The sequence below is a fragment of the Halopseudomonas formosensis genome, from assembly GCF_900115905.1.
In the GTDB taxonomy this organism is placed as follows: domain Bacteria; phylum Pseudomonadota; class Gammaproteobacteria; order Pseudomonadales; family Pseudomonadaceae; genus Halopseudomonas; species Halopseudomonas formosensis.
In genome coordinates, this window is record NZ_FOYD01000013.1 from 58,765 (window position 1) to 70,804 (window position 12,040).

Below are 12,040 nucleotides of genomic sequence, written 5' to 3' on the forward strand. Positions count from 1 at the left end.
AGCTACCTGACTCAACCCAACACAACCAGGTTGCGAGAAAAAGGGTGCAGTAGGGTAGCGCTAACATATAAAAAAATCAACCACCCGACCATTCAACAGGTCGGGCGGCGGTTATCCTGAGACGTAGTCTTCAATCAGTGCTGGTGTTGCTATCAACCCTGGCGCTGCTTGTGACGGGGCTCAGCACTGCAGATAACCCGTACGCTACCATTGCGACGGATGACCTTGCAGTTACGGCAAAGCTTCTTGACTGATGCTGCAACTTTCATATCGTTCTCCAATCCCGAAAAATCAGCGCAGCATGCCGCTGCCGTAACCTTTCAGGTTCGATTTCTTCAAAAGAGACTCGTACTGCTGTGAAACGAGGTGCGATTGTACTTGGGACATGAAGTCCATCACAACCACAACCACGATCAGCAACGAGGTACCACCCAGATAGAACGGCACGTTGGCCGATACCATCAAAAACTGCGGCAACAGACACACCGCAGTCATGTACAACGCACCGAACATGGTCAGGCGGGTCAGTACGCCGTCGATATAGCGGGCGGACTGTTCACCCGGGCGGATACCCGGAATGAAGGCGCCTGACTTCTTCAGATTGTCAGCCACATCCTTGGGGTTGAACATCAGCGCTGTGTAGAAGAAGCAGAAGAAGATGATCCCTGCGCTGAACAGAATGATGTTCAACGGCTGCCCGGTTTCGAGCGAACGCGTGATCTTCAGCAGCCACTCCATACCGTCGCCCTGGCCGAACCAGGTACCCAGCGACGCCGGGAACAGCAGGATACTGCTGGCAAAGATCGCCGGGATCACACCAGCCATGTTGACCTTGAGGGGCAGATGGCTGGTCTGTGCGGCAAACACCTTGCGGCCCTGCTGACGCTTGGCATAGTTGACGGTAATCCGCCGCTGGCCTCGCTCAACGAAGACCACGAAGGCCACCATGGCCACAGCCAGTGCACCGATCACCATCAGGGCGAAGATATTGATATCACCCTGGCGGGCCGCCTCGAAGGACTGCCCCACGGCGCTCGGCAGACCGGCAACGATACCGGCAAAGATCAGCATCGAGATGCCGTTGCCGATACCCCGCTCGGTGATCTGTTCGCCCAGCCACATCATGAACATGGCACCCGACACGAAGGTCACGACGGCTATGAAATAGAAGCCGAACCCTGTGTTGAAAGCCACGCCCTGACTGGCCAGACCGACCGACATGCCGACCGCCTGGATCAGGGCCAGCACCAGCGTCAGATAGCGCGTGTACTGGCTGATCTTGCGGCGACCGGACTCGCCTTCCTTCTTCAACTGCTCAAGCGACGGGCTCACCGCCGTCATCAGCTGCATGATGATGGATGCAGAGATGTACGGCATGATCCCCAGAGCGAAAATACTCATCCGCTCCAGGGCGCCACCGGAGAACATGTTGAACAGGCTAAGAATGGTGCCCTCGTTCTGTCTGAACATATCAGCCAGGCGATCAGGGTTGATACCGGGCACCGGTATATGAGCACCGATTCGGTAAACGATGATTGCCAGGAACAGGAAGCGCAGGCGCCCCCAGAGTTCGCTCAGGCCGCCTTGATTCATTCCAGAGAGAGCACCTTGCTTAGCCATGTAGTCCTTATTCCTCGATCTTGCCGCCGGCTGCCTCGATTGCTGCACGGGCACCCTTGGTAGCCGCCAGGCCCTTGATGGTGACCGCTTTGGTCACATCGCCGGACAGGACGACCTTGGCACGCACATACTTGCTGCCGATGATGTTGGCATCTTTCAGCGCTTGCAGATCGATGACATCAACATCCAGCTTGTTCAGCTCGCTGGTGCGGATTTCGGCAGTTACCTGCGCAATGCGCGAGACGAAGCCGAACTTCGGCAGACGGCGGTGCAACGGCTGTTGACCACCCTCGAAGCCGGGAGCGACGGTACCGCCGGAGCGGGAGGTCAAACCCTTGTGGCCGCGGCCGGCAGTCTTGCCCAGGCCGCTGCCGATACCACGACCGACGCGCAGCTTGGCTGGGCGGGATCCGGGCGCGGAACGCAGATCATTCAGTTTCATGTCTTAACCCTCAACCCGCACCATGTAGGCGACCTTGTTGATCATCCCACGAACAGCCGGAGTATCTTCGACTTCGACGGTGTGACCGATGCGACGCAGACCCAGACCCTGGATGCAGGCCTTGTGGCTCGGCAGACGACCGATCACGCTCTTGTATTGGGTGACTTTGATTTTTGCATTAGCCATCTCAGCTTACCCCACGATGTCTTCAACGGTCTTGCCCCGCTTGGCCGCCACGGAATCGGGCGACTGCATGGACTTCAGACCCTTGTAGGTAGCCTGAACGACGTTGACCGGGTTAGTGGAACCGTAACACTTGGCCAGTACGTTGTGGATGCCAGCGGCTTCCAGAACGGCACGCATCGCGCCACCGGCGATAACACCGGTACCTTCGGAGGCGGGCATCATGAATACCTTGGAGGCACCGTGAGCCGCGCGCAGCGGATACTGGATGGTGGTCCCGTTCAGGTCCACCTGGATCATGTTACGACGTGCGGCTTCCATGGCCTTCTGGATGGCAGCAGGCACTTCACGCGCCTTGCCACGACCGAAGCCCACACGACCGTTGCCGTCGCCAACTACTGTCAGCGCTGTGAAGGCAAAGATCCGACCGCCTTTGACTACCTTGGCGACGCGGTTAACCTGAACCAGCTTCTCAATGTAACCTTCGTCACGCTTTTGATCGAAATTAGCCATAGCTCTACCCTTAGAATTCCAGCCCGCCTTCACGAGCGGCGTCGGCCAGCGCTTTCACGCGGCCATGATACTTGAAGCCGGAACGGTCGAAGGAGACCTGAGTAATACCGGCGGCCTTGGCACGCTCGGCAACCAGCTGGCCTACTTTCTTGGCGGCTTCTACGTTACCGGTGTTACCACCACGCAGACTGGCATCCAGAGTGGAAGCGCTGACCAGTACCTTGGAACCATCGGCGGAGATCACTTGTGCGTACATGTGCTGCGAAGAACGGTATACGCACAGACGTACGGCTTCGAGCTCGCGCAGTTTCAGACGCGAACGACGAGCGCGACGGAGACGAATAACTTTTTTATCGCTCATTTTGCTATGCCCTACTTCTTCTTGGCTTCTTTACGACGCACGATCTCATCGGCGTAACGGACACCCTTGCCCTTGTAAGGCTCTGGGCGACGGAAGTCGCGGATTTCCGCGGCAACCTGACCGATCAGTTGCTTGTCGATACCTTTGATGACGATATCAGTCTGGCTGGGGGTTTCCACGGAAACGCCCTCAGGCAGTTGATATTCGACCGGGTGGGAAAAGCCCAGTGCCAGGGACAGAGTCTGACCCTTGGCCTGTGCACGATAACCCACACCGACCAGCTGCAGCTTGCGCTCGAAGCCCTGGCTTACGCCGACAACCATGTTGTTGACCAGAGCACGGGTAGTGCCGGCCATGGCCGCATTCGGACTTCCGGGACGCGGTGCGAAACGCAGCTCGCCCTCTTCCTGGATCAATTCAACGGAAGGATGCATGGTCAGATTCAGAGCACCCTTGGGGCCCTTGACCGATACTTCCTGACCTTCAACCTTTACTTCTACACCCTGTGGCAGTTTGACAGGGTTCTTGGCGACGCGAGACATCGTAACCCCCTATCAGAATACGGTGCAGAGTACTTCGCCGCCGACACCGGCAGCGCGAGCGGCACGATCAGTCATCACACCCTTGTTGGTGGAGACGATCGATACACCCAGTCCACCCTTGACCTTGGGCAGCTGGTCAGCGGACTTGTACTGGCGCAGGCCGGGACGGCTCACGCGCTTGAGTTCTTCAATGACCGGCTTGCCTTCGAAGTACTTCAGTTCGATGGACAGGACAGGCTTGGCGTCGCCCTGAACTTCGTAACCGGCTACGTAGCCTTCTTCGGTCAATACTTTGGCGACAGCCACCTTCAGCTTTGCCGAAGGCATGCTGACACTGGACTTTTCAGCCATCTGGGCATTACGGATACGGGTCAGCATATCTGCTAACGGGTCCTGCATACTCATGGGCTTGGTGCTCCTGAAACGAGTAAGTAAGGTCTTGTTTACCAGCTGGCCTTGACCAGACCGGGTACATCACCGCGCATGGCAGCTTCGCGCAGTTTGATGCGGGAAAGACCAAATTTGCGGTATACACCGTGCGGACGGCCGGTGACGCGGCAGCGATTACGCTGACGCACCGGGCTCGCATCACGCGGCAGTTTCTGCAGGGCAACCTGGGCGTTCCAACGCTCCTCGACGGAAACGTTGACGTTACCAACCAGCGCCTTCAGTTCAGCACGCTTGGCAGCGTACTTGGCAACCAGACGAGCGCGCTTGGCCTCGCGGTTCTTCATGCTGATTTTGGCCATGTGCGACTCCTAGTTACGGAACGGGAAGGCAAATGCACGCAGCAGCGCGCGACCTTCGTCGTCGTTACGGGCAGTGGTGGTGAAGGTGATGTCCAGACCACGCAGGGCATCGATCTTGTCGTAATCGATTTCCGGGAAGATGATCTGTTCCTTGACACCCATGCTGTAGTTGCCACGACCGTCGAAGGACTTGGCATTCAGACCACGGAAGTCACGCACACGCGGCAGCGAGATCGACAGCAGACGATCCAGGAATTCGTACATCTGCTCACGGCGCAGGGTTACCTTGACGCCGATCGGCCAACCGTCGCGAATCTTGAAGCCGGCAATGGACTTGCGGGAGTAGGTCACGATGCCCTTGCGGCCGGTGATCTTCTCCAGGTCAGCCAGTGCGTTCTCGATGACTTTCTTGTCACCTACTGCTTCACCAAGGCCCATGTTCAGGGTGATCTTGGTGATCTTCGGAACTTCCATCACGTTCTTCAGGCCCAGTTCTTCCTTGAGCTTGGGAACCAGGTTGTTCCGGTAATGTTCTTTCAATCTAGCCATGGTAAGCACCTGGACCCTCAAGCGTCGACGGCTTTTTGGGTCGACTTGAAAATACGAACCTTCTTACCGTCTTCGACCTTGAAGCCGACGCGATCGGCCTTGCTGGTCTCAGGGTTGAAGATAGCCACGTTGGAGACGTGGATGGGCGCCTCCTTTTCAACAATACCGCCCTGTACACCAGCCATAGGGTTCGGCTTGGTGTGGCGCTTGATAATGTTGACACCGGTCACAACCAGGCGGTTGTCAGCCAGGACCTTGAGGACCTTGCCGCGCTTGCCTTTGTCTTTACCGGCGATGACGATGACGTCGTCGTCACGTTTGATCTTTTGCATGACCGGGCTCCTTACAGCACTTCGGGCGCGAGGGAAACGATCTTCATGAACTGTTCGTTACGCAGTTCACGAGTCACTGGCCCAAAGATGCGGGTACCGATCGGCTCATTCTTGTTGTTGAGCAGAACAGCAGCGTTGCCATCGAAACGGATCAGCGAACCGTCGGTACGGCGAACGCCGTGACGGGTACGCACGATGACCGCATTCAGCACCTGGCCTTTCTTTACTTTGCCGCGCGGAATCGCTTCCTTCACGGTCACTTTGATGATATCGCCAATGCCAGCGTAGCGACGGTGAGAACCGCCCAGAACCTTGATGCACATGACACGACGTGCACCACTGTTGTCAGCCACATCCAGCATGGATTGAGTCTGAATCATAACTTTCTCCGACCCTTAAATAATCCGCTATACCGCGCGGGGCTTAGACTTGCGCCGCGCGCTCGTCGATCTGAACCAGGGTCCAGCTCTTGGTTTTGGCCAAGGGGCGGGTTTCCCGAATGGTCACGATATCGCCGATGCGGCATTCGTTGTTCTCGTCATGCGCGTGCAGCTTGGTAGAGCGGCGTACGTACTTGCCGTACAGCGGGTGCTTTACCTGGCGCTCAACGAGCACGGTAATGGTTTTTTCCATCTTGTCACTGACCACACGGCCAGTAACAGTACGAACAATAGAGTTCTCGGCCATGATCAGTTACCACCTTTCTCATTGAGCACAGTCTTGACTCGAGCGATGTCACGCTTGGTCTGCTTCAGCAGGTGACTCTGACCGAGTTGACCGGTTGCCTTCTGCATGCGCAGATTGAACTGATCGCGCAGCAGGGTGAGCAGCTGTTCATTCAGCTGCTCGGCAGATTTTTCACGAAGTTCTGTCGCTTTCATCACATCACCGTCCGCTTAACAAAGGTGGTTGCCAGCGGCAGCTTGGCAGCGGCCAGGGCAAATGCCTCACGCGCCAGCTCTTCGGAAACACCTTCAATCTCGTACAGGACCTTGCCCGGCTGAATCTGGGCTACCCAGTATTCGACGCTACCCTTACCTTTACCCATCCGCACCTCGAGGGGCTTCTTGGAGATCGGCTTGTCAGGGAAGACACGGATCCAGATTTTACCGCCACGCTTGACGTGACGAGTCAGAGCACGACGTGCCGCTTCGATCTGACGCGCGGTCAGACGACCACGGCTGACGGATTTCAGAGCGTATTCGCCAAAGCTCACCTTACTGCCGCGATGCGCCAGACCACGGTTGTGGCCGGTCATTTGCTTGCGGAACTTCGTACGCTTGGGTTGTAACATGTGCGTACCCCTTACTTAGCAGCTTTTTTCTTGGTCGCGACGGCTTTGACTTCCTCGGGCTGACCACCAATGATCTCGCCTTTGAAAATCCAAACCTTCACACCGATCACACCATAAGTGGTGTGGGCTTCAGCCGTCGCGTAATCGATGTCGGCACGCAGGGTGTGCAGCGGCACACGGCCTTCACGGTACCACTCGGTACGGGCGATCTCGGCGCCGCCGAGACGGCCGCTGACCTGGATCTTGATACCCTTGGCACCGATACGCATGGCGTTCTGTACAGCACGCTTCATGGCGCGACGGAACATCACGCGGCGTTCCAGCTGCTGAGCAACGCTCTGAGCAACCAGGGCAGCGTCGAGCTCCGGCTTGCGGATCTCTTCGATGTTGATGTGCACCGGCACGCCCATCTGGCTGGTCAGTTCCTGACGCAGCTTCTCGACGTCCTCACCCTTCTTGCCGATCACGATACCGGGACGGGCAGTGTGGATGGTGATGCGGGCGGTCTGAGCCGGACGCTGGATATCAACGCGGCTGACAGAGGCGCTCTTCAAAGTGTCCTGAATGTACTGACGTACCTTCAGATCAGTGTTCAGATAGTCAGCGTAAGTGCGACCATCTGCGTACCACACCGAAGTGTGCTGTTTTACGATACCGAGGCGAATACCCGTCGGATTTACTTTCTGACCCATGATCGACTCCTACTTGTCAGCAACCTTGACCGTGATGTGGCAAGACCGCTTTACGATGCGATCAGCACGGCCTTTGGCACGCGGCATGATGCGCTTCAGGGAGCGACCTTCGTTTACAAACACGGTGGAGACCTTCAGGTCATCCACGTCTGCGCCATCGTTGTGCTCGGCGTTGGCAATGGCCGACTCCAGCACTTTCTTGATGACGTCAGCGGCCTTCTTGTTGCTGAAAGTCAGCAGGTTCAGGGCCTCATCTACTTTCTTCCCGCGGATCTGGTCGGCAACCAGGCGTGCTTTCTGGGCAGAAAGTTTGGCGCCCTTGAGCGTAGCGGCTACTTCCATCTTCCTGTCCCCTTAGCGCTTGGCTTTCTTGTCTGCCGCGTGACCACGATAGGTACGGGTGGCAGCGAATTCGCCCAACTTGTGGCCGACCATGTCTTCGGTAACGATAACCGGCACATGCTGACGACCGTTATGTACAGCGATGGTCAGACCGACCATCTGCGGCAGTACCATGGAACGGCGCGACCAGGTCTTAACCGGCTTGCGATCGTTCTTTTCTACTGCGACTTCGACCTTCTTCAACAGGTGAAGATCGATAAAAGGACCTTTCTTCAGAGAACGCGGCACGTCGTTTCCCCTCTATTACTTGCTGCGACGACGGACAATCATGTTGTCAGTGCGCTTGTTGGACCGAGTCTTGGCACCCTTGGTGGGGAAGCCCCACGGCGACACCGGATGACGACCACCAGAAGTACGCCCTTCACCACCACCATGCGGGTGGTCGACCGGGTTCATGGCAACACCACGAACAGTCGGACGTACGCCGCGCCAGCGAGTGGCACCGGCCTTGCCCAGGGAGCGCAGGCTGTGTTCACCGTTGGATGCTTCACCCAGGGTGGCACGGCACTCGCCGAGGACCTTGCGCATCTCGCCGGAGCGCAGACGAACGGTGACATAGGCACCTTCGCGAGCTACCAGCTGGACGGACGCACCGGCACTCCGGGCAACCTGAGCACCCTTGCCGGGCTTCAGTTCGATCGCGTGGATGGTGCTACCAACCGGGATATTGCGCAGCGGCAGGCAGTTACCCGGCTTGATCGGCGCCTCGGCACCACTGATCAGCTGATCGCCAGCTACCACGCCCTTGGGGGCGATGATGTAGCGACGCTCGCCGTCAGCATACTTCAGCAGAGCAATATGAGCGGTACGGTTCGGATCGTATTCCACGCGCTCCACGGTGGCAGGAATGCCATCCTTGTTGCGACGGAAATCGACCAGACGGTAGTGCTGCTTGTGGCCGCCCCCACGATGACGCGTGGTGATACGACCATTGTTGTTACGACCACCGGACTTGCCTTGCTTCTCCAGCAGAGGTGCATAGGGAGCACCCTTGTGCAGGTCCGAGTTAACGACCTTTACAACGAAGCGGCGGCCAGCGGAAGTAGGTTTACATTTAACAATTGCCATGATGTACCCCTTTCTTATTCAGCGCTGGCGAAGTCGATGTCCTGACCGGGCTGCAGGCTTACATAGGCCTTCTTCCAGTCATTACGCTTGCCCAGGCCGCGAACGGTTCGCTTGGTCTTGCCATTGACATTCAGGGTCGAAACCTTCTCGACCTTGACGTTGAACAGTTGCTCAACAGCTTTCTTGATTTCCAGCTTGGTCGCAGTGGTATCCACCTTGAACACGATCTGGCTGTGCTTTTCGGCCAGACCGGTAGCCTTTTCGGATACATGCGGGCCGAGCAGTACTTTGAAAATGCGCTCCTGGTTCATCCCAGCATCTCCTCGAACTTCTTGACAGCAGGTACAGTGATCAGCACCTTGTCGTAAGCGATCAGGCTGACCGGATCAGAGCCCTGTACGTCACGTACGTCGACGTGCGGCAGGTTGCGTGCAGCCAGGTACAGGTTGGTGTCGAGGCTATCGGTAACGATCAGCACGTTATCCAGATTCAGCTCGTTCAGCTTGCCAACCAGGGCCTTGGTCTTGGGCGCGTCCACACCGAAGCTCTCGACAACCACCAGGCGATCCTGACGGATCAGCTCGGACAGGATGGAGCGCATGGCGCCGCGGTACATCTTGCGGTTCAGCTTCTGCTCGAAGTTGCGCGGACGAGCTGCGAAGGTGGTACCGCCCCCACGCCAGATCGGGCTGCGGATGGTACCGGCACGGGCACGGCCGGTGCCCTTCTGACGCCAGGGCTTCTTGCCGCCACCGGACACTTCAGAACGGGTCTTCTGCTGCTTGGTGCCCTGACGGCCACCGGCCATGTAGGCAACAACAGCCTGGTGAACCAGGGTTTCGTTAAACTCGGTGGCAAAGGTCTGATCGGAAACTTCGATCGCGCTCGCACCAGCTACATTCAGATTCATGAGAACTCCCCCTTAACCCTTGGCCTTGACTGCCGGGCGCACAATGACGTCGCTACCGGGAGCACCGGGTACCGGGCCCTTGATCAGCAGAAGGTTACGTTCGGCGTCAACGCGTACGATTTCCAGGGTCTGCACGGTCACGCGCTCGGCGCCCATGTGACCGGACATCTTCTTGCCCTTGAATACGCGACCCGGGGTCTGGCACTGGCCGATGGAGCCGGGGACACGGTGGGACACGGAGTTGCCGTGGGTGGCATCCTGACCGCGGAAGTTCCAGCGCTTGATGGTACCGGCAAAGCCCTTACCTTTGGACTGACCGGTAACGTCTACTTTCTGGCCCGCTTCGAAAATACCGACATTGATTTCTGCGCCAGCTTCGAACTCTGCACCGTCTTCCAGGCGGAATTCGCATACGCTGCGACCTGCAGCAGTATTGGCCTTGGCAAAATGACCAGCCATGGGCTTGCTGACGCGACTGGCGCGGCGCTCGCCTACGGTGACTTGAATGGCGTTGTAGCCATCCTTGTCGAGGGTCTTGACTTGAGTGATACGGTTGGGCTCGACCTCGACCACCGTAACAGGAATGGAAACACCATCTTCAGTGAAAACGCGGGTCATACCGCATTTCCGGCCGACTACACCAATAGTCATGTTGTAAACCTCTTAAGTGCACGGGGCTATTACCCGCTATGGCCGCCCATTTCAGGGCGTTACACGGCTGGATAGCCCCCGTCGTTCGGGGCTATCAGCCGAGGCTGATCTGAACCTCAACGCCAGCTGCAAGGTCCAGTTTCATCAGCGCATCGACAGTCTTGTCGGTGGGCTGAACGATATCCAGCACCCGCTTGTGGGTACGGATTTCATATTGATCCCGGGCATCTTTGTTGACGTGCGGAGAAATCAGCACGGTAAAACGCTCTTTGCGTGTCGGCAAAGGAATCGGACCACGCACCTGAGCCCCAGTACGCTTCGCGGTATCCACGATTTCCTGGGTAGATTGATCAATCAGGCGATGGTCAAAAGCCTTCAACCGAATACGAATCTGTTGGTTCTGCATTTGACCAGAAACTCCAAGCTTCTATTTTCAGAGCACACCCGGACACAGGCGGGCCCATCCAAGGGAGGCGCAATATTACAGATGCGCCATTCTAGTGTCAACCAAAATACAAAAGCCCCCGATCACCGGGGGCTTCTGCTTATGGTCAGATTATCAGGCGATAATCTTGGCAACCACGCCGGCGCCAACGGTACGGCCGCCTTCGCGGATAGCGAAGCGCAGACCTTCTTCCATGGCGATCGGAGCGATCAGGGTAACAACCAGCTTGACGTTGTCGCCCGGCATGACCATTTCCACACCTTCGGGCAGTTCGCAGGAACCGGTCACGTCAGTGGTACGGAAGTAGAACTGCGGACGGTAGCCCTTGAAGAACGGGGTGTGACGACCACCTTCGTCCTTGCTCAGCACGTAGACTTCGGCTTCGAACTGGGTGTGCGGCTTGATGGTGCCCGGCTTGGCCAGAACCTGACCACGCTCAACGTCTTCACGCTTGGTACCACGCAGCAGAACACCAACGTTCTCACCGGCACGGCCTTCGTCCAGCAGCTTGCGGAACATCTCGACACCAGTACAGGTGGTCTTGGTGGTCTCGCGGATACCGACGATTTCCACTTCTTCCTGGACCTTGATGATGCCGCGCTCAACACGACCGGTTACCACGGTACCGCGGCCGGAGATGGAGAACACGTCTTCGATCGGCATCAGGAACGGCTTGTCGATGGCACGCTCAGGCTCGGGGATGTAGCTGTCCAGAGTCTCGACCAGGGTCTTGACGGCAGTGGTGCCCAGACCGTTGTCGTCGCGACCTTCCAGAGCCATCAGGGCGGAACCGATGATGATCGGAGTGTCGTCGCCGGGGAAGTCGTAAGTGCTCAGCAGATCGCGCACTTCCATTTCCACCAGCTCCAGCAGCTCTTCGTCGTCAACCATGTCGGCCTTGTTCAGGAACACGACGATATAGGGTACGCCTACCTGACGGGACAGCAGGATGTGCTCGCGGGTCTGCGGCATCGGGCCGTCAGCAGCGGAGCAGACCAGGATAGCGCCGTCCATCTGGGCAGCACCGGTGATCATGTTCTTCACGTAGTCGGCGTGACCGGGGCAGTCAACGTGCGCGTAGTGACGGGTCGGGGAATCATACTCAACGTGGGAAGTGTTGATGGTGATACCACGAGCCTTCTCTTCCGGCGCGTTGTCGATCTGGTCGTAGCCCTTGGAAGAGCCGCTGCTGCCGAATACTTCGGCGCAGACGCGGGTCAGGGCTGCGGTCAGAGTGGTCTTGCCGTGGTCAACGTGACCGATGGTGCCCACGTTCAGGTGCGGTTT

24 protein-coding genes are annotated in these 12,040 nt (G+C 57.6%); all 24 read right to left on the reverse strand.

Annotated elements, in window-relative coordinates; genetic code table 11:
- Positions 1–152: 152 nt before the first annotated feature.
- Entirely contained in the window at positions 153–269 is a 117-nt protein-coding gene (gene rpmJ, locus BM046_RS14455; RefSeq protein WP_074781302.1) for a 50S ribosomal protein L36, read from the reverse strand.
- 22 nt (positions 270–291) lie between these two features.
- The gene (gene secY / locus BM046_RS14460) at positions 292–1,620 is read right to left on the reverse strand and encodes a preprotein translocase subunit SecY (protein ID WP_090540714.1); all 1,329 of its coding nucleotides are present in this window, start codon (positions 1,618–1,620) and stop codon (positions 292–294) included.
- 7 nt (positions 1,621–1,627) lie between these two features.
- A complete protein-coding gene (rplO, locus tag BM046_RS14465; RefSeq protein WP_090540715.1) occupies positions 1,628–2,062 on the reverse strand; it encodes a 50S ribosomal protein L15 in 435 nt (144 codons plus the stop codon).
- Positions 2,063–2,065: 3 nt separating this feature from the next.
- Complete coding sequence (gene rpmD / locus BM046_RS14470) at positions 2,066–2,248, reverse strand: 50S ribosomal protein L30 (protein ID WP_044501138.1); 183 nt, start codon at positions 2,246–2,248, stop codon at positions 2,066–2,068.
- 6 nt (positions 2,249–2,254) lie between these two features.
- The gene (gene rpsE, locus BM046_RS14475) at positions 2,255–2,758 is read right to left on the reverse strand and encodes a 30S ribosomal protein S5 (RefSeq protein WP_036993694.1); all 504 of its coding nucleotides are present in this window, start codon (positions 2,756–2,758) and stop codon (positions 2,255–2,257) included.
- A 10-nt stretch (positions 2,759–2,768) separates the two neighbouring features.
- The gene (rplR, locus tag BM046_RS14480; RefSeq protein ID WP_090540717.1) at positions 2,769–3,119 is read right to left on the reverse strand and encodes a 50S ribosomal protein L18; all 351 of its coding nucleotides are present in this window, start codon (positions 3,117–3,119) and stop codon (positions 2,769–2,771) included.
- Positions 3,120–3,130: 11 nt separating this feature from the next.
- Positions 3,131–3,661, reverse strand: coding sequence for a 50S ribosomal protein L6 (rplF, locus tag BM046_RS14485; RefSeq protein WP_090540719.1), 531 nt, complete (start codon positions 3,659–3,661; stop codon positions 3,131–3,133).
- A gap of 12 nt (positions 3,662–3,673) precedes the next feature.
- The gene (gene rpsH, locus BM046_RS14490; protein WP_090540722.1) at positions 3,674–4,066 is read right to left on the reverse strand and encodes a 30S ribosomal protein S8; all 393 of its coding nucleotides are present in this window, start codon (positions 4,064–4,066) and stop codon (positions 3,674–3,676) included.
- A 38-nt stretch (positions 4,067–4,104) separates the two neighbouring features.
- Positions 4,105–4,410 (reverse strand): 30S ribosomal protein S14, encoded by a 306-nt coding sequence (gene rpsN / locus BM046_RS14495; RefSeq protein WP_090540727.1) that lies wholly within the window; start codon positions 4,408–4,410, stop codon positions 4,105–4,107.
- A gap of 9 nt (positions 4,411–4,419) precedes the next feature.
- Complete coding sequence (gene rplE, locus BM046_RS14500; protein WP_090540729.1) at positions 4,420–4,959, reverse strand: 50S ribosomal protein L5; 540 nt, start codon at positions 4,957–4,959, stop codon at positions 4,420–4,422.
- Between the two features lie 17 nt (positions 4,960–4,976).
- Entirely contained in the window at positions 4,977–5,291 is a 315-nt protein-coding gene (gene rplX / locus BM046_RS14505) for a 50S ribosomal protein L24 (RefSeq protein ID WP_090540732.1), read from the reverse strand.
- An 11-nt stretch (positions 5,292–5,302) separates the two neighbouring features.
- Positions 5,303–5,671, reverse strand: coding sequence for a 50S ribosomal protein L14 (rplN, locus tag BM046_RS14510; RefSeq protein ID WP_088277353.1), 369 nt, complete (start codon positions 5,669–5,671; stop codon positions 5,303–5,305).
- Positions 5,672–5,714: 43 nt separating this feature from the next.
- A complete protein-coding gene (rpsQ, locus tag BM046_RS14515; protein WP_090540734.1) occupies positions 5,715–5,978 on the reverse strand; it encodes a 30S ribosomal protein S17 in 264 nt (87 codons plus the stop codon).
- Positions 5,979–5,980: 2 nt separating this feature from the next.
- Positions 5,981–6,172 carry a 50S ribosomal protein L29 gene (gene rpmC, locus BM046_RS14520; RefSeq protein ID WP_090540736.1) on the reverse strand — a complete coding sequence of 64 codons (192 nt, stop codon included), beginning with the start codon at positions 6,170–6,172 and terminating at the stop codon, positions 5,981–5,983.
- Entirely contained in the window at positions 6,172–6,585 is a 414-nt protein-coding gene (gene rplP, locus BM046_RS14525) for a 50S ribosomal protein L16 (RefSeq protein WP_090540738.1), read from the reverse strand. The genes rpmC and rplP overlap by 1 nt, the downstream gene beginning before the upstream one ends.
- Before the next feature lie 11 nt (positions 6,586–6,596).
- A complete protein-coding gene (rpsC, locus tag BM046_RS14530) occupies positions 6,597–7,277 on the reverse strand; it encodes a 30S ribosomal protein S3 (protein WP_090540740.1) in 681 nt (226 codons plus the stop codon).
- 9 nt (positions 7,278–7,286) lie between these two features.
- On the reverse strand, positions 7,287–7,619 hold the full coding sequence (gene rplV, locus BM046_RS14535; protein WP_090540741.1) for a 50S ribosomal protein L22: 333 nt from the start codon (positions 7,617–7,619) through the stop codon (positions 7,287–7,289).
- A gap of 12 nt (positions 7,620–7,631) precedes the next feature.
- A complete protein-coding gene (gene rpsS / locus BM046_RS14540; protein WP_090540742.1) occupies positions 7,632–7,907 on the reverse strand; it encodes a 30S ribosomal protein S19 in 276 nt (91 codons plus the stop codon).
- A gap of 15 nt (positions 7,908–7,922) precedes the next feature.
- Positions 7,923–8,747, reverse strand: a complete 825-nt coding sequence (rplB, locus tag BM046_RS14545) for a 50S ribosomal protein L2 (protein ID WP_090540745.1) — start codon at positions 8,745–8,747, stop codon at positions 7,923–7,925.
- A 14-nt stretch (positions 8,748–8,761) separates the two neighbouring features.
- Complete coding sequence (gene rplW / locus BM046_RS14550) at positions 8,762–9,058, reverse strand: 50S ribosomal protein L23 (protein WP_090540747.1); 297 nt, start codon at positions 9,056–9,058, stop codon at positions 8,762–8,764.
- Complete coding sequence (gene rplD, locus BM046_RS14555) at positions 9,055–9,657, reverse strand: 50S ribosomal protein L4 (protein ID WP_090540749.1); 603 nt, start codon at positions 9,655–9,657, stop codon at positions 9,055–9,057. Before rplD ends, rplW begins: the two co-directional genes overlap by 4 nt.
- Positions 9,658–9,669: 12 nt before the next feature.
- Entirely contained in the window at positions 9,670–10,308 is a 639-nt protein-coding gene (gene rplC / locus BM046_RS14560; RefSeq protein ID WP_090540751.1) for a 50S ribosomal protein L3, read from the reverse strand.
- A 94-nt stretch (positions 10,309–10,402) separates the two neighbouring features.
- A complete protein-coding gene (rpsJ, locus tag BM046_RS14565; RefSeq protein WP_044501102.1) occupies positions 10,403–10,714 on the reverse strand; it encodes a 30S ribosomal protein S10 in 312 nt (103 codons plus the stop codon).
- A 153-nt stretch (positions 10,715–10,867) separates the two neighbouring features.
- The coding region (gene tuf, locus BM046_RS14570) for an elongation factor Tu (RefSeq protein WP_090540766.1) at positions 10,868–12,040 on the reverse strand (1,173 nt) is incomplete at its 5' end.

Bases quoted from the DNA above. Each gene is read 5' to 3' on its own strand.
- rpsE (WP_036993694.1), bottom strand. From the start codon at position 2,758: ATGGCTAATTTCGATCAAAAGCGTGACGAAGGTTACATTGAGAAGCTG.
- secY (WP_090540714.1), bottom strand. From the start codon at position 1,620: ATGGCTAAGCAAGGTGCTCTCTCTGGAATGAATCAAGGCGGCCTGAGC.
- rplP (WP_090540738.1), bottom strand. From the start codon at position 6,585: ATGTTACAACCCAAGCGTACGAAGTTCCGCAAGCAAATGACCGGCCAC.
- rplW (WP_090540747.1), bottom strand. From the start codon at position 9,058: ATGAACCAGGAGCGCATTTTCAAAGTACTGCTCGGCCCGCATGTATCC.
- rplN (WP_088277353.1), bottom strand. From the start codon at position 5,671: ATGATTCAGACTCAATCCATGCTGGATGTGGCTGACAACAGTGGTGCA.
- rplV (WP_090540741.1), bottom strand. From the start codon at position 7,619: ATGGAAGTAGCCGCTACGCTCAAGGGCGCCAAACTTTCTGCCCAGAAA.
- rpsQ (WP_090540734.1), bottom strand. From the start codon at position 5,978: ATGGCCGAGAACTCTATTGTTCGTACTGTTACTGGCCGTGTGGTCAGT.
- rpsC (WP_090540740.1), bottom strand. From the start codon at position 7,277: ATGGGTCAGAAAGTAAATCCGACGGGTATTCGCCTCGGTATCGTAAAA.
- rpmC (WP_090540736.1), bottom strand. From the start codon at position 6,172: ATGAAAGCGACAGAACTTCGTGAAAAATCTGCCGAGCAGCTGAATGAA.
- rplD (WP_090540749.1), bottom strand. From the start codon at position 9,657: ATGAATCTGAATGTAGCTGGTGCGAGCGCGATCGAAGTTTCCGATCAG.
- rpsH (WP_090540722.1), bottom strand. From the start codon at position 4,066: ATGAGTATGCAGGACCCGTTAGCAGATATGCTGACCCGTATCCGTAAT.
- rpmJ (WP_074781302.1), bottom strand. From the start codon at position 269: ATGAAAGTTGCAGCATCAGTCAAGAAGCTTTGCCGTAACTGCAAGGTC.
- rplF (WP_090540719.1), bottom strand. From the start codon at position 3,661: ATGTCTCGCGTCGCCAAGAACCCTGTCAAACTGCCACAGGGTGTAGAA.
- rpsJ (WP_044501102.1), bottom strand. From the start codon at position 10,714: ATGCAGAACCAACAGATTCGTATTCGGTTGAAGGCTTTTGACCATCGC.
- rplO (WP_090540715.1), bottom strand. From the start codon at position 2,062: ATGAAACTGAATGATCTGCGTTCCGCGCCCGGATCCCGCCCAGCCAAG.
- rplR (WP_090540717.1), bottom strand. From the start codon at position 3,119: ATGAGCGATAAAAAAGTTATTCGTCTCCGTCGCGCTCGTCGTTCGCGT.
- rplX (WP_090540732.1), bottom strand. From the start codon at position 5,291: ATGCAAAAGATCAAACGTGACGACGACGTCATCGTCATCGCCGGTAAA.
- rpsN (WP_090540727.1), bottom strand. From the start codon at position 4,410: ATGGCCAAAATCAGCATGAAGAACCGCGAGGCCAAGCGCGCTCGTCTG.
- rplC (WP_090540751.1), bottom strand. From the start codon at position 10,308: ATGACTATTGGTGTAGTCGGCCGGAAATGCGGTATGACCCGCGTTTTC.
- rpmD (WP_044501138.1), bottom strand. From the start codon at position 2,248: ATGGCTAATGCAAAAATCAAAGTCACCCAATACAAGAGCGTGATCGGT.
- rplE (WP_090540729.1), bottom strand. From the start codon at position 4,959: ATGGCTAGATTGAAAGAACATTACCGGAACAACCTGGTTCCCAAGCTC.
- rplB (WP_090540745.1), bottom strand. From the start codon at position 8,747: ATGGCAATTGTTAAATGTAAACCTACTTCCGCTGGCCGCCGCTTCGTT.